21 protein-coding genes are annotated in these 26,516 nt (G+C 68.6%); 6 read left to right on the forward strand and 15 right to left on the reverse strand.

Annotated elements, in window-relative coordinates; all coding sequences use genetic code 11:
* Positions 1 to 133: 133 nt before the first annotated feature.
* From MFF24_RS00005 to MFF24_RS00020, 4 genes are all read right to left on the reverse strand, one after another.
* The gene (locus tag MFF24_RS00005) at positions 134 to 1,624 is read right to left on the reverse strand and encodes a DegQ family serine endoprotease (RefSeq protein WP_238221476.1); all 1,491 of its coding nucleotides are present in this window, start codon (positions 1,622 to 1,624) and stop codon (positions 134 to 136) included.
* Between the two features lie 192 nt (positions 1,625 to 1,816).
* Positions 1,817 to 2,635, reverse strand: a complete 819-nt coding sequence (locus MFF24_RS00010; RefSeq protein WP_238221479.1) for a phasin family protein — start codon at positions 2,633 to 2,635, stop codon at positions 1,817 to 1,819.
* Positions 2,636 to 2,828: 193 nt separating this feature from the next.
* Positions 2,829 to 3,182 carry a phasin gene (locus MFF24_RS00015; protein ID WP_108940139.1) on the reverse strand — a complete coding sequence of 118 codons (354 nt, stop codon included), beginning with the start codon at positions 3,180 to 3,182 and terminating at the stop codon, positions 2,829 to 2,831.
* A 273-nt stretch (positions 3,183 to 3,455) separates the two neighbouring features.
* Complete coding sequence (locus MFF24_RS00020) at positions 3,456 to 4,718, reverse strand: glycosyltransferase (RefSeq protein ID WP_238222851.1); 1,263 nt, start codon at positions 4,716 to 4,718, stop codon at positions 3,456 to 3,458.
* A 230-nt stretch (positions 4,719 to 4,948) separates the two neighbouring features.
* On the opposite strand from MFF24_RS00020, the gene MFF24_RS00025 reads away from it, so the two are divergent.
* Both MFF24_RS00025 and MFF24_RS00030 read left to right on the forward strand, forming a co-directional pair.
* Positions 4,949 to 6,223: a glycosyltransferase family 4 protein gene (locus MFF24_RS00025; RefSeq protein WP_238221481.1), complete on the forward strand. Its 1,275-nt coding sequence runs from the start codon at positions 4,949 to 4,951 to the stop codon at positions 6,221 to 6,223.
* A gap of 96 nt (positions 6,224 to 6,319) precedes the next feature.
* Positions 6,320 to 6,520 (forward strand): hypothetical protein, encoded by a 201-nt coding sequence (locus MFF24_RS00030; RefSeq protein ID WP_108940141.1) that lies wholly within the window; start codon positions 6,320 to 6,322, stop codon positions 6,518 to 6,520.
* A 39-nt stretch (positions 6,521 to 6,559) separates the two neighbouring features.
* On the opposite strand, the gene MFF24_RS00035 is transcribed toward MFF24_RS00030, so the two are convergent.
* The 3 genes from MFF24_RS00035 to MFF24_RS00045 all read right to left on the reverse strand — a co-directional run bounded on the left by MFF24_RS00035 (position 6,560) and on the right by MFF24_RS00045 (position 11,813).
* Complete coding sequence (locus tag MFF24_RS00035; RefSeq protein WP_238221483.1) at positions 6,560 to 8,893, reverse strand: putative bifunctional diguanylate cyclase/phosphodiesterase; 2,334 nt, start codon at positions 8,891 to 8,893, stop codon at positions 6,560 to 6,562.
* 224 nt (positions 8,894 to 9,117) lie between these two features.
* The gene (locus MFF24_RS00040) at positions 9,118 to 10,806 is read right to left on the reverse strand and encodes an acyl-CoA dehydrogenase family protein (protein ID WP_238221485.1); all 1,689 of its coding nucleotides are present in this window, start codon (positions 10,804 to 10,806) and stop codon (positions 9,118 to 9,120) included.
* A gap of 116 nt (positions 10,807 to 10,922) precedes the next feature.
* Complete coding sequence (locus tag MFF24_RS00045; protein WP_133089340.1) at positions 10,923 to 11,813, reverse strand: DMT family transporter; 891 nt, start codon at positions 11,811 to 11,813, stop codon at positions 10,923 to 10,925.
* 191 nt (positions 11,814 to 12,004) lie between these two features.
* On the opposite strand from MFF24_RS00045, the gene MFF24_RS00050 reads away from it, so the two are divergent.
* The gene (locus tag MFF24_RS00050; protein WP_133089339.1) at positions 12,005 to 12,907 is read left to right on the forward strand and encodes a YihY/virulence factor BrkB family protein; all 903 of its coding nucleotides are present in this window, start codon (positions 12,005 to 12,007) and stop codon (positions 12,905 to 12,907) included.
* Here MFF24_RS00050 and MFF24_RS00055 read toward each other — a convergent pair.
* The 4 genes from MFF24_RS00055 to MFF24_RS00070 all read right to left on the reverse strand — a co-directional run bounded on the left by MFF24_RS00055 (position 12,819) and on the right by MFF24_RS00070 (position 17,078).
* Entirely contained in the window at positions 12,819 to 13,859 is a 1,041-nt protein-coding gene (locus MFF24_RS00055) for an alginate O-acetyltransferase AlgX-related protein (protein WP_238221487.1), read from the reverse strand. The two genes, MFF24_RS00050 and MFF24_RS00055, sit on opposite strands and share 89 nt — an antisense overlap.
* A 77-nt stretch (positions 13,860 to 13,936) precedes the next feature.
* Positions 13,937 to 15,343 carry a sulfate adenylyltransferase subunit CysN gene (gene cysN / locus MFF24_RS00060; RefSeq protein WP_238221488.1) on the reverse strand — a complete coding sequence of 469 codons (1,407 nt, stop codon included), beginning with the start codon at positions 15,341 to 15,343 and terminating at the stop codon, positions 13,937 to 13,939.
* Positions 15,343 to 16,269: a sulfate adenylyltransferase subunit CysD gene (gene cysD / locus MFF24_RS00065; RefSeq protein ID WP_373322633.1), complete on the reverse strand. Its 927-nt coding sequence runs from the start codon at positions 16,267 to 16,269 to the stop codon at positions 15,343 to 15,345. The genes cysN and cysD overlap by 1 nt, the downstream gene beginning before the upstream one ends.
* The gene (locus MFF24_RS00070) at positions 16,269 to 17,078 is read right to left on the reverse strand and encodes a phosphoadenylyl-sulfate reductase (protein WP_238221491.1); all 810 of its coding nucleotides are present in this window, start codon (positions 17,076 to 17,078) and stop codon (positions 16,269 to 16,271) included. Before MFF24_RS00070 ends, cysD begins: the two co-directional genes overlap by 1 nt.
* Positions 17,079 to 17,321: 243 nt before the next feature.
* On the opposite strand from MFF24_RS00070, the gene MFF24_RS00075 reads away from it, so the two are divergent.
* From MFF24_RS00075 to MFF24_RS00085, 3 genes are all read left to right on the forward strand, one after another.
* A complete protein-coding gene (locus MFF24_RS00075) occupies positions 17,322 to 17,825 on the forward strand; it encodes an Lrp/AsnC family transcriptional regulator (RefSeq protein ID WP_133089335.1) in 504 nt (167 codons plus the stop codon).
* Positions 17,826 to 17,937: 112 nt separating this feature from the next.
* Positions 17,938 to 19,710 (forward strand): diflavin oxidoreductase, encoded by a 1,773-nt coding sequence (locus tag MFF24_RS00080; protein ID WP_238221493.1) that lies wholly within the window; start codon positions 17,938 to 17,940, stop codon positions 19,708 to 19,710.
* 138 nt (positions 19,711 to 19,848) lie between these two features.
* Entirely contained in the window at positions 19,849 to 21,687 is a 1,839-nt protein-coding gene (locus MFF24_RS00085) for an NADPH-dependent assimilatory sulfite reductase hemoprotein subunit (RefSeq protein ID WP_238221494.1), read from the forward strand.
* Between the two features lie 65 nt (positions 21,688 to 21,752).
* Here the strand turns inward: MFF24_RS00085 and MFF24_RS00090 are convergent, their stop codons facing one another.
* From MFF24_RS00090 to MFF24_RS00105, 4 genes are all read right to left on the reverse strand, one after another.
* A complete protein-coding gene (locus tag MFF24_RS00090; protein ID WP_238221497.1) occupies positions 21,753 to 23,855 on the reverse strand; it encodes a TonB-dependent siderophore receptor in 2,103 nt (700 codons plus the stop codon).
* A gap of 455 nt (positions 23,856 to 24,310) precedes the next feature.
* Positions 24,311 to 25,168, reverse strand: a complete 858-nt coding sequence (gene panC / locus MFF24_RS00095; RefSeq protein ID WP_238221498.1) for a pantoate--beta-alanine ligase — start codon at positions 25,166 to 25,168, stop codon at positions 24,311 to 24,313.
* Between the two features lie 75 nt (positions 25,169 to 25,243).
* Positions 25,244 to 25,603 carry a hypothetical protein gene (locus MFF24_RS00100; protein ID WP_166059308.1) on the reverse strand — a complete coding sequence of 120 codons (360 nt, stop codon included), beginning with the start codon at positions 25,601 to 25,603 and terminating at the stop codon, positions 25,244 to 25,246.
* A gap of 83 nt (positions 25,604 to 25,686) precedes the next feature.
* A complete protein-coding gene (locus tag MFF24_RS00105; RefSeq protein ID WP_108940156.1) occupies positions 25,687 to 26,292 on the reverse strand; it encodes a helix-turn-helix domain-containing protein in 606 nt (201 codons plus the stop codon).
* Positions 26,293 to 26,516 lie beyond the last annotated feature (224 nt).

Below are 26,516 nucleotides of genomic sequence, written 5' to 3' on the forward strand. Positions count from 1 at the left end.
CATCCGCTCCCACTGCGCGTCGCTGAGAACCAAGCGATCCTGAACGCTCAAGGCTGTCCTCCAAAAGACAGCCTTGAAGCACCGCTTACCCCGTCCGTGAACCCCAAGAGTCCACGCGGCCTAAGGCGATGCTCTACCCACCGAACACCGAGGTGAGCACCTCGCCGCCGCGCTTGATCGCGACCTCCCACAGGCCGAGATTGCGCTGCGTCAGCCGATCCAGATCCTTGGTCGAGGCGATCGGCATGCCGTTGACGGCCACGATCACGTCGCCCTTGCGGAAGCCTGCCCGGCCCGCGAGCGAGCCGTCGTCGACGGCGGTCACCGCCACGCCTTCCTCCGGCAGATCCGCCTGAAGCTCCTCGCTCACCGCGGGTGAGGTGTTGACGAAGGTCGCGCCCGAGAACGGCGTGCGGGTGCGGACCTTGAGGCTGTCGCGGGGGCGCGTCTCCGGGGCCGGGCCGAGCTTGACCGCAATCGTCTGCCGCTTGGTGCCACGCAGGATGCCGAGATCGGCCGTGCCGGAGATGCCCTTCAGTGCGTAGCGGTAGCCGAAGGCCTCCGGATCATCGACGCTCTGACCATCGACCGAGAGGATCACGTCACCGCGCTTGAGGCCGGCTTCCTCGGCCGGGCTCTTGGCCTGCATGCTCGCCACCAGCACGCCGGTCGGCCGGTCGAGCCCGACGCTATCGGCGATGTCGGGGGTCACCGTCTGCACCCGCGCCCCGAGCCAGGGCCGGCGCACGAGGCTGCCGCCGCTCTTGGCAGTCTCCACGACCGCGCGGACCATGCTGGCGGGGATGGCGAATCCGATGCCGTGGCTGCCGCCCGACTGCGAATAGATCGCCGTGTTGATGCCGACGAGGTGGCCCTTGAGGTCCACCAGCGCGCCGCCGGAATTGCCCGGATTGATCGCCGCGTCGGTCTGGATGAAGAACTGGTAATCCGAGGAGCCGACTTGGGTGCGGGCGAGTGCCGAGACGATGCCCTGCGTCACGGTCTGTCCGACACCGAAGGGATTGCCGATCGCCATCACGAAGTCGCCGACCTCGAGATGGTCGGAATCGCCGATCGGCATCGGCGCGATGTCGGCCGGGCTCTTGATCTTGAGCACGGCGAGGTCGGTCCGGGGATCGCGCAGCACGAACTGCGCCTCGAACTCGCGCTTGTCGGCGAGCGCCACCTTCACCTCGTTCATGTTCTCGATGACGTGGTTGTTGGTGATGACGAGGCCCGAGGCATCGACGATCACGCCGGAGCCCAGGGAGCGCTGTGCCCGCTCGCCGGGCATGCCACCGGGGCCGCCGGGGCCGCGGCCCGGACGGTCCTCGCCGAAGAAGCGGCGCATGAACTCCTCCATGGCGTTGGAGCGCGCGGAGCGCTTCTCGACATGCGAGGCGTAGACGTTGACGACGGAGGGCGCCGCCCGCTTCACCACGGGGGCGAAGGAGAGCTGGATCTCGCCCTTCGACAGGGGCACCGCCTTGTCCGAGGATTTATCCGACGCCGCCTTCTCGGGCGCGGGCTTTCCGGGCGTGTTCGCCATCTGCGCGCCGACGGGCGCGGCGGCGAGGAGCAGCGCGGATACGAGGCAGGCCGGCAGAAGCGGCGAGGACGGCATGCGGGGTCTCCCGGAGGTCGCTGGAGCAGTGCGGGCTATGTAGACCCCGCCGCGGCGGGGGGCGAGGGGCGGGAGCGCACCCCTCTCACCCGCTTCACCCGGCCGCGCGGCGGGAGAGGCGCGGACGAAAAAAAGGCAGCCGCCCATCGGACGACTGCCCCGATCGTTTCCGGTGATGCGCGAGCGCCGGCTTCAGTGCCGACGGGCGCTGTCGCTCAGGCGGTTGGCGCTGCGGACGATCTCGCTGAAGCAGGTCAGAGACGCGTCGGCCGCGCGCTGCATCTCGGTCACCTGGAGCCGGAGCGCCTCCGCCGGTGACTTGGCGCGAGCGAGCGCCTGGATGTGGGCGAGGGCGGCCTCGCCCTCGCCGCGGGCGAAGGCGAACAGCTTGGCATTGATCTCGGTGATGGGCGCGAAGCTGGGCACGAAGGCGAAGCTCGCACCGATATGGACGCTGTGCGACTGCGGCGCGGCCCCCTTGGTCGCCTTGGTCTCGGCCAAACCCGGCAGCAGCGCGGTCTCGGCCAGCGTTTGCGCGAGCGTCTCATTCGTCGTCTCGACCGCCGTCTGTGCGGTCTCCGCCGCGGCCTCGGCCGCCCCGGACACGAGGGACTCCGGAGCGGACGGTGCCACGGGTGCATCGTCCGGCACGGCGGCGGCCTCTACCGCGTCCTGAGCCGGCGGCTCGATGGGCTGATCGTTCTCGTCAGCCTGCGCCTCGACGGGAGCAGACCCGGTGGCAGAAACGGTGGCCGGCTCCGTGGAGGATGCACCGGTTTCGGCGGAAGCATCCCCGGCCGGCGGCTCGGCGGCGGCCTCGACGGCCGGAACTTCCGTCACCGCCGTCTCCGGCTCCTGTTCGGATGGCCGGGATTCGTTTTCCTGGCCCTTATCGGCCGAGGTCTCGGCCAGCAGCGCGTCGGCGACCTCGGATTGAGGCGCGGTCAGTGTCGGCGGCTGGGAATTGGCGGGCGCTCCCGGTGGGCGTCCTCTACGGCGGCTCGACGACATGGGCCTTCTCCTCGTTCGAAACCCTCAGCCTCAGCGCGATCCCGAGACGGCTGCAGAAGCCCGATGGCGCGCTGGGGCGGAGCATAGCGTCGGAGCACGGGGTGTGCCGAGCCCGCAGGTTGCGGGTTCGGCGCCTCGTGCTCCCGCAACAGGCCGTGGCGCCCTGGACGCCATGGCCCGAAGCCGGACCGGATTAGCGGGCGGCGCTCTGAGCGAGGGCACCGTATTCCTTGGCCTGGGCCTGGAACGCGGCAAACTGGGTCTTCAGGAACTCGGACTGGATCTCGAAGGCCTCGCGCGGGTCCTTCGCGCGCACGACGCGCTGCGCGTAGTCGAAGGTGGTTTCGGCGTTCGCCTTGGCGTGGTCGAGGCTCTTGAGAACCGCGGCATGCAGGGTCGATTGGACGGTCGAGGCCGAGTTCCGGAGCTGCTCGGAGGTCTTCACCGCGCCGTTCAGGAACGTGCCGAAGGCGTTGCGAGCCTGGTCGACGCTCTTGTCGGCGAAGTCACGGAACTCAGCGGGGATCTCGAAGCTCTGGGTGCTCATCTGTCTCTCCTGTCAGACGGACCGGGAGATTTCGGTTTCGGGGAACCTTGAAGGCCTCCCCGCGGCTAACCGGCCCGCACCTCGTATGTTGCGGTGCAACATAAAAGTCAAGGACAGTTTCCGACAGGTGATGAGCACTGTCCGGCCAACATCGCGGCCGCGCTTATGCTTTTGTTATAAATTCAGATTCAGCTGCGGGAACCTGTTCCCAAAGAGATTCGATGGTCGGCATTATAGTGACAAGAAACGTCCCTTGCCAAGGGTTCTGCCACTTTAATAAGCGGAGGCGGGCAGCGCGGCGGACCCCATCATGCCGCACTGCCGCATATTGTATTCTTCCTCCAGTCGCCGATAGAGAAGCAGCAGGGATTGGGCGTGGACGGCAAGCGTCATTGGCGCCCGCCAGTACCGGTCGTAGGCTTCCTGGCCGAGGTGGGCGGTCGTGGCATCGTCCTTGAGGCTGTTGAATGCGCTGGCGAGCGCCGCCACCTCCGGATCGACAACGAAGCCGGTCCGGCCGTCCACGACCTTCTCCGCGGCGCCGGAGCGCCGCGAGGCGACGATGGGGATGCCCTGAGCCAGCGCCTCGTACACGGTGAGCGGCCCGGTCTCGAACCAGCGCGAGGGAGCGCAGACGGAGCGCGCTCGTCGGCGCAGGATCGTCGCAACCGCCTCCGGGCTGCACCAGCCGAGCACTTCCGCGCCCTCCGCCCGCAGCCGGGCCTCCAGCGGCCCGGCACCGATGAAGAGCGCGGGCAGGCCGGCGCGGCGCGCGGCCTCGGCGACGAGGTCCGCACCCTTTTCCGGGGTGAGACGCCCGACATAGACGACGGCATCGCCGGCGGCCGGCTCCGCCGGCGCCTGCCGCTCCACCCGCACGGGGTTGTCGATGCGGTGGTGCCGCACGCGCAGGGCGCCGAGCCGTCCCTCCATCCGTGCCCGGCTGCCGTCGCAGACATGGACGACATCGAGTTCGGCCCGCCTCAGCCTCACCCGCAGGGCGGCGGAGCGGCCGACGCGCACCAGCTTGTGCAGCCGGCTCTTCGGATCGCAGGGCGCTGCGAGGCAGGCACCGGAGAGCGGGACGAGGGCGCAGGGCGCGCTCCGGTCGAAGCGGTAATCGACGCCGTTCGGGCAGGCGAGCGCGTAGTCGTGCAGCGTCAACACGACCGGAACGCCGCGGCCGAGCAGCACCGGCAGCACGGCGGGCGAGAGCGCGCGGGTCCACTGGTGCAGGTGCAGGCAATCGGGCGCGCGCGGCAGGCCGTCGAGCGCGGAGGCCAGGCGTGCGGCCGCCGCGCCGTTCCAGATCCCTGTGGCGGCCCCGCGCCATACTGGCAGCGACCACACGTCCGGTAGGCCGAGCTCGATCCGGCGCAGGCGTGGATGGTCGAGCAGCGGATCGACGGGTCCGCAGATCGCCTGGATGTAGGTCACTTCCGCGCCGGCCTCGGCCAGGGCACGGGCGGATTCCACGGCGACCTTTTCGGCTCCGCCGCTGGCGGCGGCAAATTCCGCTAGGATCACCACGTGCATCGCGACGTCCCGCCCCGAGGCGGGTGCGTCGTCGCGCGGGAGGATCCGGTTCTCGGACAAGGACGGCGCTCCGCAGGTGAGGCCGCGACGGCGCGGCGAACGTCCACCGGCAAGGGTTTACGGGCGATCAACTGCCGGCTGGTAAACGGAGGACGGGATCGTTCGCGGATCGTCGCGAGAGCGGGTTACCGGCTCTCGCAACGGCGCGTGGGGAAGGATAGGGAGCCGCCGTGCACGTCGTCCTCATTCTCGACCATGCTCACATCAACGGTGGCCAGGCCAAGGTCGCTCTCGATTCGGCCGTGGGCCTGTGCCGGCGCGGCCATCGGGTCACGGTCTTCGCCGCGGTCGGCCCGGTCGATCCCCGGCTGGCCGAGAGCGGAGCAAGGGTGATCTGCCTCGGGCAGGACGACATCACCACCACCCAGAACAAGCTCGCCTTCGCCGCCCAGGCGATCTGGAATCCCCGCGCGTCCGCCCGCCTCGCCGCGGAACTGAGGCTGTGCGATCCCCGCGACACGCTAGTCCACGTCCACGCCTTCGCCAAGGCGCTCTCGCCCTCGATCGGCACGGCGATTCGGCGCTCGGGTCTCCCGTGCCTTTACACGATGCACGAGTTCTTCCTCGTCTGCCCGAACGGCGGCTTCTACGAATATCCGGCCGACCGAATCTGCCACCGCACGCCGATGTCGGCGGCCTGCCTCACCACGAATTGCGACGCGCGTTCCTATCCGCGCAAGCTGCTGCGGGTGGTGCGCCATCTCGGCCTGGAGCACGTCGCCGGGCTGCCCGGCCTGTTCCGCCACGTGGTCACGATCAGCGCGCTGCAGGAGCGGGTGATCGCGCCGCTGCTGCCGCCCCGCACGGTGTTCCACCGGATCGACAATCCGATCTCGGTCGAGCGGCAGCCGCCGCAGCGCGAGGGGCGCGGCGATTTCCTGTTCGTCGGTCGCATCTCGACCGAGAAGGGCGCGCCGATCTTCGCCGAAGCGGCGCGGCGGGCCGGCCTCCGCCCGGTCTTCGTCGGCGACGGTCCGAGCGCGGCGGAGCTGAAGGCCCGCTATCCCGAGGCGGTCATGCTCGGCTGGAAGACCGGACCCGAGGTGCAGGCCCTGATGCGGCGGGCGCGCGCGCTGGTCTTCCCGAGCATCTGGTACGAGGGGCAGCCGCTCACCGTCTACGAGGCGCTCGCCTGCGGCTGCCCGGTCATCGTCTCAGACGCCTGCGCCGGGCGCGAGGCGGTCGAGGACGGCGAGAACGGGTTCTGGTTCCGCTCCGGCGATCCCGGCGCGCTCGCCGCCCACCTGACCCGGATGTCGGACGACGCGCTCGCCACCCGCATGGCCGAGCGCGCCTACGAGCGCTACTGGTCGGCCCCGCTCAGTGTCGATGCGCATCTCGACCGGCTGGAGCAGGTCTACGGCCTCGTGATGCGCGAAGTCCGTCCTGTTCCGCAACCGACGGGACGGCCGGGCCTGCACGGCGCCGCGCCTGCGGGACCCTGACCGCGGGACCCTCACCGAACGCGCGTTTGAACGAAACAGGAAGGCCGCGCTCGCGTTGGTCCGCATCGCAGCCGCTTCAGAGATGGATGGCGGCGCATGACGACAGACCGTGAGGTGACCGTGTCCGACAAGACCCAACCGACCGACGAGACCAAGTCCAAAGGCTTTCAGCAGGACGGCAAGGGCGACAAGTCCATCCCCGAGAACGCGAAGGACGAGAAGGACGAGCGCCTCGACGAGGCGCTGGAGGAGACCTTCCCATCGAGCGACCCGGTCTCGGTGAAGATCACCAAGTAGGAGGCGGATGACCCGCGCTCTGATCCGGTGCGATCGGGCTCATGCCGCGAGATCCGGCTCGCGCTGCATCAGAGCGCGGGCTGCCGTGGCGGGGCTCGGCCTGCCGAACAGGTAGCCCTGCACCTCCCCGCATCCCTCTTCGCGCAGATGCGCGAACTGCGCCTCGGTCTCGACGCCCTCGGCCACGGTGACGATGCCGAGGCTGGCACCGAGGCCGATCACCGCCCGCACAATCGCCGTCGAGTGCGGATCCTCGCCGAGCCGGCTCACGAAGGAGCGGTCGATCTTGATCTTGTCGAAGGGAAACTTCTGCAGGTAGCTCAGCGAGCAGTAGCCCGTTCCGAAGTCGTCCATCGCGATCCGCACGCCGAGATCCCTCAGGGCATGCAGCGTCGCCACGTTGGCCTCGCTTGCGGCGAGGAGCACGGATTCGGTCACCTCCAGTTCGAGGCGCTGCGGGGCGAGCCCGGACAGCGCGAGCGCCTCGCGCACCGTCGCGACCAGACCGGGATCGCGGAACTGCACCGGTGAGAGGTTCACCGCAACCCGCACCGGATCGGCCCAGAGGCTGGCTTCGGCGCAGGCCTGCCGCAGCACCCAGGCGCCGATCGGCACGATCAACCCCGTCTCCTCGGCAAGCGGCACGAATTCGGCCGGCGGGACCATGCCCTCGGCGGGATGGTGCCAGCGCAGCAGCGCCTCGAAACCCACGATCGTCCGTGCCCGGACATCGACGACCGGCTGATAGGCCAGGGCGAGATCACAGCGGGCGAAGGCTTCGTGGAGGTCGGTCTCCCGACGCCGCCGGGAACGCGCCCAACTGTCCATCGCCGCCTCGAAGCAGTGGGCGAGGCTGCCGCCCTCCGCCTTCGCCCGGTAGAGCGCGAGGTCGGCGTTGCGCAGCAGGGTATCGGACTCGGTCCCATGCTCCGGCAGGCGGGCGATGCCGATGCTCACCCCGATCTGGCAGTCCCGGTCGCCGAGCCGAACGGGGCGGGCCAGCGCCTCGATGATCCGGCCTGTGATGGTCTCCACCGCTCCGGCGTCGGGATTGCGCAGCAGAACGGCGAACTCGTCGCCGCCGAGGCGAGCAACCAGATCCTCCCGGCGCAGGCAGGCCGTGATCCGCTCCGCCACCTGCCGGAGCAGCGCGTCGCCTGCCGGGTGGCCGAGGGTGTCGTTGACGAACTTGAACTTGTCGAGATCGAGGCACAGCAGCGCGGCCTTCGCGCCGGTGCGGGCGTGCTCGGCGATGGCCTCGATGAGGCAGGCGGAGAACAGCACGCGGTTCGGCAGGCCCGTCAGCGCGTCGTGATGGGCCATGTGGGTGATGCGCGCCTCGGCGCGGCGCTGCTCGGTCACGTCGATGGCCGCCCCGAGCACGGCCGGGCGGCCCTCGAAGGCGAGGGAGCGCTCGAACAAGGTCACCTCGATCAGCGATCCGTCGGCCCGAAGGTGACGGTGCAGGCCGCCGTCGCGGGCGAAGCCGGAGAGGCCGGATTCCGATAAGTCGGACAGGCCGCGTGCGAGGAAAGCCTCGCGGCTGTAGCCGTAATGGCTGACCGCGGCCTCGTTCACGGCGACGAAGCGAGCGGTTTCCCCATCGACGAGCCACATCGGCAGCGGATTGTTCTCGAACAGGAACCGGAACGAGGCCTCGCGCGCCTTGATGTCCCCGATATCGGTCATGGCCACGGCGATGAGGTCGCCGATGGCCCGCGCCTCGACCTTCAGGTGCAGCATCGTCCCGTCGGCCCGCGGGAAGGCGGTCTCGAACACGGCCCGCTCGGTGCGCCCGAGAATGCCCGACAACAGCCCCGTCACGCCGAGCCGCGGCGGGACGAGATCGCCGAGGCGCTGCCATTGCAGGCTCGCGGCCGGCCGCCTGAAGATTTCGGCGGTGCCCTGGTTCGCGGCGACGATCTTGAAGTCGACCACCGAACCCTCGGCGTCGCGGATGGCGCCGACCGCCATCAGGCCCTGACCCGTTGCGCCGAACATCGCCTGCACCAGCTCGGTGCGCACGCCCTCCTCGTCCACATGGATAAGGAGGAGGGGCATTCCGCCACCCTTGGCGAGCGGAACGCCGAGAAGACTCCAGGTGGTGACGATGCCGTCGGTGATGCGGTCGCAGCGCGCGCTCGCCGGCTCGCCGCTGCGCAGGGCCCTGACCGCAATCTCCTCGACCGGGCGGCGGATCTCGTCGGGCGTGCCGCTGAGGGGCCGGTCGTGGATCTCGTCCTCGAACCAGTCTCGAAATCCCGCGCCGCCCCATAGGATGCGCTCGGCCCGGCCGTCGCGGGTGGTGATGAGGGCGCAGCGGTCGCCCAGACGGCCGAGCCGACCCAGGACGACGTCGTCGTAGCTCGGCATCGCCCCAGGCCGGGTGCGGCAACTGCGCCAGTGCTGGATCAGCGCGGCGGCACGCGCATCTGATGTCGGGATTGGCAAACGAAAGCCGTGCTCCGAGGGGATCGGAACACGGCTTAAAGGACGTTCGTTGAAGGGAAGTATATGAGCCGGCTATTCAGGCCGATTCCAAGGCATTGCCTGTTTTGGCCCAGTCAAGCCCCGTCTAAATTTCGGACTAATAGTTCCTATTGCTCCAGCAGGCGGCGGGCAATGACCTGAGCCTGGATCTCGGCGGCACCCTCGAAGATCGAGAGGATGCGCGCGTCGCAGAGCACGCGGCTGATCGGGTATTCCAGCGCGAAGCCGTTGCCGCCATGGATCTGCAGGGCGTTGTCGGCCGCCGCCCAGGCGACGCGGGCGCCGAGCAGCTTCGCCATGCCGGCCTCGAGGTCGCAGCGCTTGCCCTCGTCCTTCTCGCGGGCGGAGAAGTAGGTGAGCTGACGGGCGATGTTGATCTCCACCGCCATCATCGCGAGCTTGTCGGCCACGCGCGGAAACTCGACCAGCGCCTTGCCGAACTGCACCCGCTCCTCGGCGTAGCGCAGGCCGATATCGAGGGCCGACTGGGCCACGCCGATGGCGCGGGCCGCGGTCTGGATGCGGGCCGACTCGAAGGTCTGCATGAGTTGGGCGAAGCCCTTGCCCTCGACCTCGCCGAGCAGGTTCCCGGCGGGCACCGAGAAGCCCTCGAAGGAGAGTTCGTACTCCTTCATCCCGCGGTAGCCGAGCACCTCGATCTCGCCGCCGGAGAGGCCGTCGACGGGGAAGGGGTTCGCGTCGTCACCGCGCGGCTTCTCCGCGATCAACATCGAGAGGCCGCGATGGCCCTTCTCCTCGGGCTTGGTCCGCACCAGCACGGTCATGATGTCGGCGCGCACGGGGTGGGTGATCCAGGTCTTGTTGCCCGTGATCTTCCAGACGTCGCCCTCCTTCACCGCCTTGGTGCGCAGGGATGCGAGATCGGAGCCGGTGTTCGGCTCGGTGAAGACGGCCGTCGGCAGGATCTCGCCCGAGGCGATGCCCGGCAGGAAGCGCTGCTTCTGCTCCTCGGTGCCGCCGCACAGGATCAGCTCGGCGGCGATCTCCGAGCGGGTGCCCAGCGAGCCGACGCCGATATAGGCGCGCGACAGCTCCTCCGAGACCACGCACATCGCGGCCTTGGGCATGCCCATGCCGCCGTATTCCTCGGGAATGGTGAGGCCGAACACGCCGAGTTCGGCCATCTTCTCGATGATCGACATCGGGATGTAGGCGTTCTCGCGGTGCCATTCCTGGGCTTGCTCCACCACCTCGGCCTTGCCGAAGCGGCGCATCTCGCTGCGGATCGCCTCCATGTCCTCGTCGAGACCCGACACGCCGATGGTGGCCGCCCCCGAGGTCGTGGCCTCGCGGATCCTGGCCACCAGCGCGGCGCGGTTGGCCGGCGTGTTGCCCTCGGCGATTGCGGCATCGATGGCCGGCGTGCGCAGGGAGGCAAGTTCCGCGCTGGTGAAGCCGAGCGCCGTCGGACGCACGATCTCGCCCTGGCTCATCGGAATGCCGCCGAACATCTGGTCGAGATACTCGCCGACGCCGATCTTCACGAGCAGCGCCTCGGTCTGGCCGAAGGTCCCCTCGCCCTGCAGCCGCTCGGCATAGCCGGCGAGTTCGCGCACCGCTTCGCCGTAGGTGGCGAGCCAGGACAGGCCGTGGGCGGCGTGCTGCTCGCGCTCCAGTGCACCCGCATCGAGCTTGCCCTCGGGGCCCATGACACGTGCCTTCACGCGGGCGGTCGCCTCGGCGACGAGCGCCTTGGCACCCGCGGCAGCGTCCTTGGCCAGGGCGACGAAATCGGTCGGGTCGTTGGCGGGCTGGACAGCGGGGGATGCGGCCATGTGGGACTCTCTTCTATGAAAGCGGATCGATGGTTCCTTTATAGATCGGATCGCCGGCACAATAGTGGTTTCTCATCGCCGCATCCCCCGTCTTTAGGCTGAATTCATCATACGGTTCACCGTGTTGCGCGCGTCTGAGGTCTGCTCGCCAAGCCGACTCCGGCGGCCGCCACCGTCATGCCGGCGATCTGCACCAGGGTCAGCGTCTCGCCGAACAAGAGGTAGGCGATTACCGCCGAGACCGGCGGCACGAGGAAGAGCAGCGAGGCGACGCCGGCCACCGCGCCGCGCCGGATCAGCGCCAGCAAAAGCAGGATGCCGCCGACCGAATTGACCAGGACCGACCACGCCATGCCGAGGCCGAGCGGGAGGCTTGGGCTCAGATGGGTCTCGCCGGCGACGAGGGCGAGCGGGACCGCGAAGGCGGTGCCGCCGATGAATTGCAGGCAGGCATTGGAGACGAGGTCGGCACCGGCGCCCTTCCGCTTCTGCCACAGCGTGCCGGCGGTGATCGCCAGCATGGCGGCGACCGAAACGGCCAGGGCGACGGGCGGAATGCCGGCGGCATCGACCGCACCGAGCTTCGGCCCGAGCACCAGCCCCGCCCCGAGAAACCCGAGCCCGATTCCGGCCCAGCGCCGCGGCTCGACGCGTTCGCCGAGCAGCGGCTGTGACACGGCCGCCGTCAAGAGCGGTTGGAGGCTGCCCACCAGCGCCGCGATGCCGGCGGGCAGGCCACGATGCACCGACCAGAACACGCCGGCCACGTAGATCCCCTGCATCAGCACGCCCGCGACCATACCGTCGCGCCAACCGGCCATCGTGCGCGGCCAGCGGGCGCGCAAGGCCAGCGCGATCCCCGCCAGAACGAGCGCGACCAGGGCCAGCCGCACGGCGACGAAGGCCAGCGGCTCGGCATAAGGCGCCACGTAGCGCGCGGCGACGAAGCCGCTCGCCCAGATCAGCACGAAGGCGGCCGGGATCAGGCTGGAGAGAACGCTCGACATGGCGCCCGGCAGGCAGCACGTGGGTGATCTGAACGCAATCGGGGAAACCTGAGGGCGGCTATGCTCGGCCCGCACCCGAGGCCGCCTGAGTGGGATCGCCGAGCGAGATCGGCCGAGATTGACGCGCCGCTTCCGATGGCCCGTATGGAGCGGCCCGACTCGACTCAGCCAGAAGACGCCGGTCCAGCCCCTTGAGCCGCCTCAAAAAGATCCTCGACGTGACGGGGCTGGCCGCGCAGCGCTTCGTCGCCCATGACGGCTGGGCGATCGCCAGTCACATCGCGCTGTCGATGCTGACCTCGCTGTTTCCGTTCCTGATTTTGCTCGCGGCACTCGCAGGCCTGATCGGCACCAAGTCGCTGGCCGACGAGGCCGGTACGCTCATCTTCGACGCGGTGCCGCGGGAGGTCGCCAAACCCATCGTCGGCGAGGTGCATCGGCTCCTCACCGAGCAGCGCGGCGGCGTGCTGACGATCGGCGCGCTGCTGGCCCTCTATTTCTCCTCCTCCGGCGTCGAATCGCTCAGGGTCGGGCTCAACCGCGCCTACGGCATCCGCGAGATGCGGCCCTGGTGGCTCACCCGGCTCGAGTCGATCGGTTACGTCGTCTGCGGCGCCTTTGCGATGCTGGCCTTCGCACTCCTCGTGGTGCTCGGGCCGCTGATCTGGCGCCAGCTCGTCTTCGTGGCGCCGGGGCTCGAACCGCTCGGGCTCACGGTTGCCATCGGCCGCATCGGCGTCACCGCTTTCCTGATCGCGCTGGTGCTGGTGATCGCCCACAAATTCGTGGCCGCCGGACGCCGGCCGGTTCTGTCGGTGCTGCCGGGCATCGCCGTGACGCTAGGCCTGTGGTTCCTTGCCGGTCTCGGCTTCGGCTACTATCTCGACCGGTTCTCGAACGCCTACGCCTCCACCTATGGGGGCCTCGCCACGGCGATGATCTTCCTCGTGTTCCTCTACTGGCTCGCGGCGATGTTCCTGTTCGGCGGCGAGATCAACGGCACCGTCATCGCGGCGCGGCGCCAGCGGCTTCAGGCGCGGATGCGGGCGCGCCAGGCGGAGGCGGCGCGGGTGACGGCGAATCCATTGCCGTGATCTCGCCCATCAGCTTGCGCTCGCGGGCGAGTTCCGCGAGCCGCTCGATGCGGATGTTGGCGGGCGGGACGTCGATCACGAAGCGCTCGGCCATCTCGCCGAGGACGAAATCGGGTCGGACCGTTTCGAGGTAAGCCCAGTCGATCCCCGTCGACCACAGGAAATGCACCTCTCGGAACGTGTCGGCGAAGAGCGCGGTCAGCGTCGCGATCGGGCTGCGGGCGGTGTGCTGCGCATAAGAGTCGCCGAAGATCACGAGGCGGCGCGGATCGGCCATTGGGTCATCGTTGCGGAACACGGCGTGGGTGCCGAGATGGGCGTCACCGCCGCGCCCGAGCGCCTCCATCTCCCGCAGGAGATCGTTGGCGTGGACGCGCCGGGCCGCGCTTGCGAACGCGCTACCCTCCGCAAGCTCCGTGTGATGGGGCGCAAACTTGCGGCCGAGATCGCCCGAGAAGGGGAGGGCGGTGCGCTCGCGCCGCGCTTCGATGTCCTCGCGCGGCGGAACGCCCATCCGCGACAGGATCGTCCGGTAGGCCAGTGCGCAGCCGTCAAACGTCCAGTGGGTGTCGGTGCGCAGATAAAGCGGCGAGCCGTCCCGCGCCGCCCGGAAGGCTCCGGTGAGATCGACCCAGGCGCGAGCGCCCGGCGAGGCGGTGAGCCAGCGGGCGAGCCGGAGCGACGGGGCGCGGGCGGGGTCGAAGACGAGCCCCTCGGCCCATTCGGGATAGACGGTGAGCTTTTCCGGGGCGAGCGCGTGGAGGTAGGTCGTGCCGAGTCCGGCGCAGCGCCGCACGCGGGTCTCGATGATCCGCCGCCAGCGCCACAGCGTCCCCCGCGAGACCCCCGGCCGGCCGTATTGTTGCAGCACCCGGTTGTTGCCACGAATCAGGAACAGCCAGCCGTCCCGGCCCTCGTACACGTCGGCGGCCGGATCGGGAGCGGGCGTCATCGGATGGTTCTAGCGGGTAGCCGGATAGGCCGCCAGAAAAACCCTCCCCCGTAGAGGGGGAGGGCAGGGTGTCCCATTCAGCCGCCGAACAGCCGCTTGATGCCGGCGAGGAGGCCGCCGCTGCGGGCGGGTTCCTGCGATGCCGTCGGGGATGCGACCGGTGCGGACGCCTTCGCCGGGGCCACGGCCGTCTGGACGAGGCCGAGCGCGGCCGTATCTGTAGTCTCGCGATCGATCAGGATCAGGCTGCCGGTGTCGCGGTTCTCGACATAGGGATCGACGGCGATCTGACGATCGAGGGTCAGGGTCACGTCGCCGATATCGTTGACCGCGAGCTTGTCCGCCGGGCCGGCCTGTCCGGTCTCCGGGTCGATCCGGCGATGCACCGCCTTCACCACCGCGTTGACCGTCTGCGTGCCGACCTTCGCCCACAGGTTGGCGCCGGGAACGAGATCGGTCTCGGCGGCCCAGAACAGGCGCACGTCGAGGTTGTCGGTGAGCGTCAGCGGCGCATCCGAGGTGGCGATCACCGCGCCGCGCGAGGCGTCGACCTCGTCGGCCAGCACCAACGTGACCGACTGACCCTCGCTCGCCCGGTCCAGATCGCCGTCGGCGGTGAAGATGCGGGCGATCGTCGAGGTCTTTCCCGACGGCGCGACGGTGACGGCATCGCCCGGCGCCACGGAGCCGGAGGCGATCAGGCCGGAAAACCCGCGGAAATCCGAGTTCGGGCGGTTCACCCACTGCACCGGCATGCGGAAGGCGGCGGCACGCTCCTCCGACTTCACCGGCACCTCTTCGAGGTAGCGCAGCAGCGGAACGCCATCGTACCAAGTCGCGGCGGTGCCCGGCAGGACGACGTTGTCGCCGTTCTTGGCCGAGAGCGGGATCGCCCGCACCTCGGAAAAGTTCAGCGGCGCGGCGAAGGCCTGGAAACCGGACAGGATCGCCTCGAACTTGTCCTGCGACCAGCCGACCAGATCCATCTTGTTGATGGCCAATGCCACGCGGTGGATGCCGAGCAGCGAGACCAGCAGCGCGTGGCGCCGGGTCTGGCGGGTGAGCCCGTGGCGGGCGTCCACCAGGATCACGGCGACGTCGGCGGTGGAGGCGCCGGTCGCCATGTTGCGGGTATACTGCTCGTGGCCGGGGGTATCGGCGACGATGAAGGAGCGCCGGTCGGTCGAGAAGAAGCGGTAGGCGACGTCGATGGTGATGCCCTGCTCGCGCTCGGCCTGGAGGCCGTCGACGAGCAGCGCGAGATCGACCTCGCCGCCCTGCGTGCCGTGCTTGCGCGAATCGCGCTGAAGCGCGGTGACCTGATCGTCGAAGATCTGCTTGGTGTCGTGCAGGAGCCGCCCGATCAGGGTCGACTTGCCGTCATCGACCGAGCCGCAGGTGATGAAGCGCAGCACTTCCTTGGACTGGTGCTTGTGCAGGAAGGCGTCGTAGCCGAACGCTTCCGGGGACTGATGGATCGTCATCAGAAGTAACCCTCCTGCTTCTTGCGTTCCATGGCGCCGGCGCCGTCCTTGTCGATGACCCGGCCCTGGCGCTCCGAGGTGCGGGCGGCCAGCGTCTCGCCGATGATCTCCGGCAGGGTCGCGGCCGGGCTCTCGACCGCGCCGGTCAGCGGGTAGCAGCCGAGCGTACGGAACCGGACCTGCCGCTGCTGCGGGGTCTCGCCCGGCTCCAGCGGGAAGCGGTCGTCATCGACCATGATGAGCTGGCCGTCGCGCTCGACCACCGGCCGCTCGGCCGCGAAATAGAGCGGCACGATCGGGATGTTTTCCTGCTCGATGTAGAGCCAGATATCGAGCTCGGTCCAGTTCGAGAGCGGGAACACGCGGAAGGACTCGCCGCGCCGCTTCTTGAAATTGTAGAGGTGCCACGGCTCGGCGCGCTGGCGCTTCGGGTCCCAGCGATGCTGCGCGTTGCGCAAGCTGACGATGCGCTCCTTGGCCCGGCTCGCCTCCTCGTCGCGGCGAGCGCCGCCGAAGGCCACGTCGTACTTGTACTTGTCGAGCGCCTGCCGCAGGGCCTGCGTCTTCATCACGTCGGTATGCACCTCGGAGCCGTGGCTCACCGGGCCGATGCCCTTGGCGAGTCCGTCCTGATTCGTGTGCACGATCAGTTCGAGGCCGAGTTCCTTGGCGCGCCGATCGCGGAAGGCGATCATCTCGCGGAACTTCCAGGTGGTGTCGATGTGCATCAAGGGGAACGGCAGGCGCCCCGGCGCGAAGGCCTTCAGCGCCAGATGCAGTAGGACGGACGAGTCCTTGCCGATCGAGTAGAGCATCACCGGGTTCTCGGCCTCGGCGACCGCCTCCCGGAAGATGTGGATGCTCTCGGCCTCGAGACGCTGGAGATGCGTCAGGCGGGTGCGCGCGGGCGCGGCAACGGCGCTCATCAGACCAGTTCCCTTCTGTGTTCGCGTGCGGCCGCGGCACCGGCCGGCTCCTCGAAAGCGGCGGCTTCCTGACCGGGCGCCACGTCGCTTTCGGGCCTGTGCAGATGCAGGCCGCATTCCTTCTTGGATTCCTGCTCCCACCACCAGCGGCCGGCCCGCTCGTCCTCGCCGATCTTCACGGCGCGGGTGCATGGCGCGCAGCCGATGGACGGGAAGCCGCGGTCGTGCAGGGTGTTGTAGGGGATGAAGTTTTCGCGCACGAAGGCGTCGACGTCGGCCCGCGTCCAGTCGGCGAGCGGGTTGACCTTGATCAGGCCGCGACCCTCGTCGGCCTCGGCCAGCGGCGTGTCGGCCCGGTTGGCCGATTGACCGGCGCGAAGCCCGGTGAACCACGCCGTCGCGCCTTCGAGGGCGCGTCCGAGCGGCTCGACCTTTCGGAAGCCACAGCAGGCCTGCCGCGCGGCGACCGAGTGGCGAAAGCCGTTGATGCCCTCACGCGCGACGAAGTCTTCCTCGGCCGTGCGCTCCGGCGCGTAGGCGCGGATGCGGATGCCGTAGGCGGCCTCCGTCTCGGTCCAGACGTCGTAGGTCTCGGGGAAGAGCCGGCCGGTATCGAGCGTCACGATCTCCGTGCGGCCCTTGTTCAGGGCGAGCGCGTGCGTGAGCGCCTGATCCTCGATGCCGAGACTGGTGGTGAAGACGAGCCGACCCGGGATGCGGTCCTCCACGAGGCGGATGCGCCCCCGGAGGTCCAGCCCCGCCATCTCCCTGGCGAGATCCCCGGCCGCCCGAACGAGGGCAGTGGTCATGTGCGTAAAATCGAATTGCCTGCTTGTCGGAGCTCTGAAATGTTCGCTATAACGAACGCTGTCAAGGCGCTGCAGCCGCTGCACACGCAATCCTGTGCTGCGGCGCGAATGAACCGGCAACGGTCCTCAGGACGGATCGTTGCCCCTGATAGAAAATAATCTTCTCAGCGCGCCTCGATCGGCCCTGCATCCGGCAGGGCGTTTCTGAGAGACGACCCTCGCCACGAGCTTCGGAGAGGCCCCTTGGACTCCATCGACCTGAAGATCCTCGCGCTCCTGCAGAAGGACGCCACGCTCTCCATCGCCGCCATCGGCGAGCAGGTCGGGCTGTCGCAGACCCCCTGCTGGAAGCGGATCCAGCGCCTCGAGGCCGACGGCGTGATCGACCGGCGCGTCGCTGTGCTGGACCCCGTGAAGCTCGGCCTCGGGCTCACCGTCTTCGTCTCCATCGAGACGGCGGATCATTCGAAGGACTGGCTGGAGCAGTTCGCCGGCCGCATCTCGGCAATGCCGGAGGTGCTCGAATTCTACCGCATGGCCGGGGACGTCGATTACATGCTGCGCGTCGTCGTGGCCGACATGGCCGCCTACGACACGTTCTACAAAAACCTGATCGCGACGCTCCCCCTCAAGAACGTGACCTCACGCTTCGCGATGGAGAAAGTGAAGTCGACCACGGCCTTGCCGCTGCCGGCGCCGCCTCCACGAGGCCGCGCCGAGCCGCGACTCGCGGTGGTCGGAGAATAATCTTCCTTTTTGCGACGCAGCAACGAACAATCTCTTCTCTCCGCGGGGCGTTCTTTAAAACGGACGTTTCGACGTTGACAGCGGCGCTCCGGCGGACGACATGGCACCCACGATGTCCAGGCAAGCACTCCTCCCCCGCACCGCCCCCTTCGGCGACCAGGAACGGGCTCATCTCGACGCGGCGCTCGGCGCGGCGACGCCGATCCAGCGCGCGTGGCTGACCGGCTTCCTCGCCGGGCTCGACGCCGCCGGCCAGCCGGCCGCGGCCATCGCCGCCCCGGCCGCGCCACCGAAGGCGGCCGAGCCGTTGACGATCCTGTTCGCCTCCGAGTCGGGCAATTCGGAAAAGCTCGCGAGCGACGTGAGCAAGCTCGCGCGCAAGCAAGGCTTCAAGCCGAAGGTCGTCGATTTCGCCGACCTCGATCTCGCCACCCTGCCGAAGGCCGGCAAGGTCATCGCCATCGCCGCGACCTGGGGTGAGGGCGAGCCGCCGGCCCGCGCCGTGCGGGCCTATGGCGACTTGATGGGCGACGGCGCGCCGCGGCTGGAGGGCGTTCAGTTCGGCGTGCTGGCGCTCGGCGACACCAGCTACGCGGAGTTCTGCGCCATCGGAAAGGCGCTCGATGCGCGCTTCGAGGCGCTCGGCGCCAAGCGTGCCTACGACCGCGCCGACCTGGACCTCGATTTCGACAAGCCGGCGGCCGAGTGGATCAAGGGCGCGCTGAAGGCGCTGGCGCCGGCCGAGAGCGCGGCCGACAACGTCGTGGCCGTCGATTTCCGCGCCGGTGCCGAGGACGAGGACGGCGAGGTCAGCCGCGAGCCGGCGGTGGTCGAGGTGATCGATCACGTGAACCTCAACTCCTCGCGCTCTGACAAGGAAACGATCCACCTCGCTCTCGAATTCGAGGACGGAGCGCCTGCCTACGAGCCCGGTGATTCGCTGGAGATCTTCCCGGAGAACGATCCGCAGCTCGTGGAGGAGATTTTGCGCGCCACGGGGCTCTCCGGCGACGAGGGCCTTCGCAAGGCGCTGCTCGCGGAGCGCGACATCACCACGCTCTCGGCCACCACGGTCGAGCGCTTCGCCAAGGCTACGGGCCACGCCGACGCGCAAAAGTTCGTGGAGAGCGGCGAGGTCAAGGCCTGGATCGAGGGGCGCCACCTGATCGACCTGATCGAGCGCTTTCCCGCCGCGCTGACCGCCGAGCACCTCAACACCGTGACCCGGCCGCTGCCGCCGCGGGCCTATTCCATCGCGTCCTCACGCAAGGAAGTCGGCGAAGAGGTGCATCTCACCGTCGCCGCCGTGCGCTACGAGACCCACGGCCGCGCCCGCGCCGGCGTCGCCTCGGTGCACGTGGCCGACCGGATCAAGAACGGCGCCAAGCTGCGGGTGCGGGTGAAGCCCAACAAGCATTTCCGTCTGCCCTCCGACGGCGCCACCGACATCATCATGGTCGGCCCCGGCACCGGCGTCGCGCCGTTCCGCGCCTTCGTGCAGGAGCGCCGCGCGACGGAAGCGGCCGGCCGCTCGTGGCTGTTCTTCGGCGACCGCCACTTCACCCACGACTTCCTGTACCAGCTTGAATGGCAGGACGCGCTGGAGGACGGTTCGCTGACGAAGATCGACGTGGCCTTCTCGCGCGACCAGCCGGAGAAGATCTACGTGCAGGATCGGATCGACCAGCACGCCGCCGAGGTGGTGGCGTGGCTCGATGGCGGCGCCCACTTCTACGTCTGCGGCGATGCCAAGAACATGGCGCGGGACGTGCGCGCCGCCGTGGTGCGCGCCTTCGAGAGTGTGAAGGGCCTGAGCCATTCGGATGCGGAAGCGCATGTCGCCTCGCTGGAGCGGGCCAAGCGCTACCAGCAGGACGTTTACTGAGGGGGTTCGTCCCTCCCCCTTCCGGGGAGGGGTCGAGGGTGGGGGTGGTGCAGGAGGCACCGCCCGCGCCTCATCCTGCACCACCCCCACCTCCGCCTCCTCCCCCCAGGGAGGAGAGATGCCAATCGGATCACCGCCATGGACGACCACAGCCCGATCGACACCCCTGACGGCCCCGCCGTGGAGACACCCGGCATCGGCGCACGTCGCTACGAGGCGCCGCCGACCGAACGGCCGATCACGGATGCGGAAGCCGCGAAGGCCGCCGGCCTCGCCCATAACGAGCACCTCAAGATCGCCAGCGGCTATCTTCGCGGCGGCCTCGCCGACGGGCTCCTCAAGCACGCCACCGGCGCGATTTCCGAGGATGACGGCCAGCTCGTCAAGTTCCACGGCATGTACATGCAGGACGACCGGGACATCCGGGCGGAGCGCACCAAGAAGAAGCTCGAGAAGGCCTACAGCTTCATGATCCGCCTGCGCATCGCGGGCGGCGTCGTGACGCCGAAGCAGTGGCTGATCCTCGACGATATCGCCACGACCTATGCCGGCGGCGCCCTGCGCGCGACCACGCGCCAGACGTTCCAGTATCACGGCGTGATCAAGTCGAACCTCAAGCGCACGATGGCGGCGATCGACGCGGCCTTGCTCGACACCATCGCCGCCTGCGGCGACGTCAACCGCAACGTCATGGCCTCGACCAACCCCGCCCAGGCCGGCGCCCACAAGGCCGCGCTGCAACTCGCCAAGGACATCTCCGACACCCTGCTGCCGAAGACCGGCGCGTGGCGCGAGATCTGGCTCGACGGCGAGCGCGTGGTCGGCGGTGAAAACGCGGCCGAGGTCGAGCCGATTTACGGCAAGACCTACCTGCCGCGGAAGTTCAAGACCGTGGTCGCGGTGCCGCCCTCGAACGAGGTCGATATCTTCGCCCACGACCTCGGATTCATCGCCATCCTCGACAAGAAGAACCGGGTGACGGGCTGGAACGTCACCGTCGGCGGCGGCATGGGCATGACCCACGGCGAGACCGACACGTTCCCGCGCACCGCCGACGTGCTCGGCTTCGTCAAGCCCGAGGACGCGCTGAAGGCGGCGGAAGCGGTGATGACGGTCCAGCGCGACTGGGGCAACCGCAAGAACCGCAAGAACGCCCGCCTCAAATACACGATCGAGCGCTTCGGCCTCGACGCGTTCCGTGAGGAGGTCGGTAAGCGCATCGGCAAGCCGCTGGCCGAGCCTAAGCCCTTCACCTTCGACAACAACGGCGACCGCTATGGCTGGGTCGAGGGCGAGGACGGGCGCCACCACCTGACGCTCTACGTGCCGTCGGGCCGGATCAAGGATATCGACGGAGGCCCGCAATTCCTCTCGGGCCTGCGCCGCATCGCCGAGGTGCACGAGGGCGATTTCCGCCTCACCGGCAACCAGAACGTCATCATCGCCAACGTGCCGGCGGGCAAGCGGGCCGAGATCGACGCGCTGGTCGACGAGTACGGCCTGACCCGGGGCGCCTCGGCGCTGCGCCGCAACTCGCTCGCCTGCGTCGCGCTGCCGACCTGCGGGCTGGCGCTGGCCGAGAGCGAGCGCTACCTGCCCGACCTGCTGACCGAGCTGGAGGAGAGTCTCGCCCGCCACGGTCTGCAGGACGAGCCGATCACGATCCGCTCGACCGGTTGCCCCAACGGCTGCGCCCGGCCGTTCATCTCGGAGATCGGCCTCGTCGGCCGCGGCCCCGAGCGCTACCACCTCTATCTCGGCGCCGCCTTCGACGGCTCCCGTCTGAGCAAGCTCTACCGCGAGGACGTGCTCGCCAGTGAGATCAAGGATACGCTGGAGCCGCTGTTTGCCGCCTATGCCCGGGACCGGCAGCCCGGCGAGCATTTCGGGGATTTCGTCATCCGCGCCGGCTTCGTCGCCAAGACGAGCAACGGCCCGGATTTCCACGAGCACACGGGGCCGCTGCGGGCGGCCTGACCGCCTCGGCTCGGTCTCCATCGGGAACGGCGCGGATCCTCCCGCGCCGTCCCAGAAGCCGGATCTCACCAGGAAACCCGGGCCGTCATCAGCGCTTGGAACGGCTCGCCGACCGCGACCAGCACGTTGCTGGCTCCCGAGGACGGGTAATAGGTCTCGTCGAGGACGTTCTTGAGATTGAGCTGGAGCGCGGCGGGCAGGCCGTTGACGCTGGTCCGGTAGCTCAGGAAGGCGTCGCAGACGACGTAGTCGGGCAGGGTGAAGGTGTTGCCGGCATCTCCCGGCCGCTCGCCGACATAGCGTGAACCGAACCCCACTTCGAGGAAGCCGTCGCCGAGGCTCAACGATCCCACGGTCGTGGCCGGGGCCACGAGTCCGGCCTGATGCGTCAGGAAGAGCGACGCGGTCGTCCGCGGCGTGTTGAGCAGCCGGTTTCCGGCGAGTGTCGGATCCTCGGTGACGATGGCATCGGTGAAGCCGTAGCTCCCGATCACCGACCAATCCGGCAGGATCTGCCCCGCCACGTCGAGCTCGAAGCCGCGCGAGCGCGCCTTTCCGGCGGTCGCCGCCGTGCGGATACCGTTCACGACCTGCGTCACGAGCACGTTGGTCTTCTCGGTGTCGTACACCGCGCCGGTCACGAGCAGGCCGGCCCCCAACTCCGCTTTGACGCCGACCTCGTAGGCGTCCCCCTCCTCGGGCAGCAGCGTGCCGGTGCGATCGAGATCGGTCACGTTCGGGCGGAACGACTGGGTGTAGCTGCCGTAGACGGAGATGTGGGGTGCGATCTTGTAGACGAGACCTGCGCGCGGCAACGGTTTGATTCCGTTGATATCCGTCGAGGTGACGGCCGGAACGCCGGCATAGGCCAGTTGATCGTAGAACTGGGCGCTGGCGCCTGCCACGAGGATGAGTTGGTCGGTCAGGTGGATCGAGTCCTGAAGGTAGAGGCTCGTGTTGATGAGGCGATCGCGGTTGTTGCTCGCCGGAAGCGACAGGCGGTTCGAGGCGCCAATCCGGCCGTAGACCGGATCGAAGACGTTGAAGCCGCCCTGGTTGGCGCCGCGGTAGCTCTCCCTGCGGTAGTAATCGACGCGCTCATGCATCGCCCCGACCAGCAGGTCGTGGCGCAGGCCCAGCGCCTCGAACCGGCCGACGAGATCGATCCGGGCCACCTGAGAATTGAAGTCGGCGCCGCGGGTCGCGTCGGCCCGGCGGGTGAGAAGGCCGGTCGCCGCATTGTAGGAGACCGGACGGATCTGGTTGTCGTCGTAGGTGAGATTGCTGGCGGTGAAGCCGACCAGCATCTTCCAGTCGTCGTTGAAGCGGTGCTCGATATCGAGGCTGCCGAGATGGCTCATCGCCTCGACCCGGCTCAGGGCCTCATCGAAGCGCCGTTCCCGCGGAACTCGCAGAGGGCGTCCGGTGCGGGGATCGAAGGTCGTGCCCCGGTCGAACGGAATGTTGTAGTGGGCGAACTCGTAGCCGATCGTGACGGTGGTGTCGTCGCCCCGCCATGTCAGCGATGGGGCCGCGACCTGACGGCGGATCGTGCCGAAGTTGCGCCAGTAATTGTAATCCTGCACGTCGCCCACGATCCGATAGGCGAGGTTGGTCCCCTCGATCGGGCCGGTGAGATCCGGCTGGATGATCGCGCCGCCGAAGCTCGTCGCGGTGACGTCGAGGCTGTTCTGCCGCGTGAAGAGCGGCCGCTTCGAGACGAGATTGATCAGGCCGCCCGGCTCCGAGATGCCGTAGAGGAGCGAAGCCGGCCCCTTGAGCACCTCGACGCGCTCGATGGTGTGGCTAAAGTTCTGCTGGAGGACCGTGCGGCGTCCGTCCCGCAGGATCGAGCTGTCGCGCGTCGTGCCGAAACCACGGCGGACCACACCCTCCTGCGTGCCGCCGAGGCTGTTGGTCTGGGCGATGCCGCTGACGTTGCGCAGAGCCTCGTCCAGGCTGAGCACCCGCTGGTCGCGCAGCACGGCCTGGGGCACGACGGCGATGTTGGCGGGCGTGTCGAGCAGGGGCCTGTCGGTGCCGGTGCCGAAGCTGCTGCGCCGCGGCCGATAGCCGACCGCGGCGCTGCCGTCGCCCGTCACGCTGAGTTCCTCGAGGGTCAATTCGTCCGGCTTCACGGCCTGGGCCCGCGCCGTGCCGTGGAACACAATCAAGCTCGTCGTCGATAAAAGGACAAGTAAGGCTGCGGCCGAGCGACGATGTTGCAGAATAAAGCAGTTTTGACGCATCGGCCCGGCCCTCGTTATGTTGGTCGAGAGCCGTTATTTTCGCGCAATTAACAAAAATCAAATACAAAGTTCTAGAATTAATACAACTAAACCAATACGAGGATCAGTTCATGATCTATTATTCAGCGATGCATTTATTCTCATATTCGTCGCGGCAGATGAATTCCAGTTTGGCCCGATTCGACGAGTTATCTCATCGGTGCTGTGTCCGACTGGCCATCGGAGAAGTCGCGGCTCGGGACAGCAGCCGGGGCGGGTCCTGCGGGCTTCGGTCGATTCCTGCGCGATCGCATGCGAGGGCGCGGTGTTCAGCGCCGCCCAAGCGCTGCGTGGCGGGGCGAGGCCGGATTCGCTTCGATCAGGCGGACCCCGCTTCAGGCGGGCACCACCGCCACGTTGTCGATGAGCCGCGTGGCGCCGAGATAGGCCGCCACCAGCACCCGCGCCTCGCGCTCGGCCCGGACCACCGGGGCGAGCGTCTGCGCGTCGCGGACCTCCAAATACTGCACGGGGCCGAAGCCCGCCGCCTCCAGGGCGGTCGTGCCCTCGACGATCAGCGGAGCGGCCTCGGCACCGCGGCCGAGGCGCTCGGCCATCTCGGCGAGCACCGCGTGCAGGCGCGGTGCGATCGCGCGCTCGCGCGGGTCGAGGTAGCGGTTGCGGGAGGAGAGGGCGAGGCCGTCCGCCTCGCGCAGGGTCGGCACCCCCTCGATGGTGACCGCCATGTCGAGGTCGCGGACGACCGAGCGGATCACCTGCAATTGCTGAAAATCCTTCTCGCCGAACAGGGCGATGTCGGGCCGCACTTGGTTGATGAGCTTGGTCACGACGGTGGCCACGCCGGAGAAATGGCCGGGCCGGACCGTGCCGCACAGGCCCTCGGCCGCCGGGCCGGGCTCGATGCGGGTGGAAAAACCCGTCGGGTACATGGTCTCGACGGAGGGGAGCCACGCCGCGTCGGCGCTGGCCTGCGCGAGTAGCGCCAAGTCGGTCTCGGTGTCGCGCGGGTATCGCGAAAAGTCCTCGTTCGGACCGAACTGGGTCGGGTTCACGAAGATGCTGACGATGGCTCGCCGACCGATCGCCTTGGCGTGCGCCACAAGTGCGAGATGGCCGGAGTGCAGGGCCCCCATGGTCGGCACCAGCACGATCCGGTCGCCGCCCGCGCGCCACGCATCGACCCGCTCCCGCAAGGATTCGAGGCGGTCGAAGCGGAGGGTCGTATCGGACATGGCGCGGCTCGGAGCTGGAAGATCGCGCCGCAGACGTAGGCGCGGCGGCCGCGGGATGCCAGCGTTCCGGCCCGATCAGGGGCAGTAGCGCAAGGGCCGATCGAAGGGATCGTCGTAGCCGAGGCCGGGGCGGAAGCCGTAATAGCTCGGTTTGCCCAGGCCGTATTCCGACCCGACATAGCTCGGATCGCTCGGCGCGTTGGTCGGCACCGGTGCGGCGCGCGGGGCGCAGCCGACGAGACGCCGGGGGAGGGGGCGGGGAGGCCCGTCGATAAGGGCGTCCCCATCGCCGCGGGGAAAGAAGCGCGGGGCCGACGGCGGCGCGGCGGAATAGCCGGGCTCGAAGACTGGCAGGTCGGCGGCGAGGGCGGGCGACCCGAGGAGACAGGCAAGGGCGAGGAGGCTGCCGAGCACCCGCTGCCGACCCGCCGTCATTGCTTCATTCTCCCGCTCCGTCGCACGATGCCTGGCAGGTCATGGTGAACGGAACGTTACCGCGCCTGCATTCCACCTTTGGCTCACGCCCGCGGATAGACGATGACCGAGAGATAGGTCATCGGCGTCTTGAGCAGTTTGGCCGGACCGTGCAGGCCGTTCGAGTCGAACATCAACGCGTCGCCCGGCTCCAGGTAATAATCCTGGCCTGAATGGTGATAGATCACCTCGCCGGTCAGCATGTAGATGAACTCCGTGCCGGTGTGGCGGAAGCTCGTATAGGCCTCGGCCTCGTCCTGCAGGGTGATGAGGTAGGGCTCCACCACCACGTCGCCGCGGATGCCGGCCCCCAAGAGTTCATAGATATGACCGACCTTGGTGCCGCGCCGCTCGATCGGCACGCCCTGGCCGCGCTTCACGTGGCTGCAGTCGCGGGTTTCCTCGAAGGCGGCGAACAAGGCGGTGATGGGCACGTTGAGCGCCGAGGCGATGGCGTTGATCGAGGCCAGCGACGGCGAGATCGCGCCGTTCTCGATCTTCGAGATCATGCCCGGCGAGATGCCGGCAGCGCTGCCGAGATCGGCCACCGACAGGTCGCGCTCGCGCCGCAGCAGGCGGACCTGATGGCCCAGGGCCTTTTCCAGGGGGCGCTCTTCGACGACGGGCGCGTTCGACGCTGTGCTCAGCATGGATCCCTGGCTGCTCCTTCCGCCGTTGCGGCGCGCAAATCATTATGGCGCAGGAATGCGAGGCCGCCACCGTGGCCGGTAGTTGGGAACAACAAGTCATTTTCGGCCGCAGGCTTGGTTTCAGCAGGCTCAATGTGGCGACCGCGACACTCAAGTTACTGTTTTGGCTCGCGTTCATTCCGGTGCCGGCCGCTTCCCGAGACGAAAAAAGGACCGACGCTGTC

Origin of the sequence: Methylorubrum aminovorans, from assembly GCF_022179725.1 — a bacterium.
GTDB lineage: Bacteria > Pseudomonadota > Alphaproteobacteria > Rhizobiales > Beijerinckiaceae > Methylobacterium > Methylobacterium aminovorans.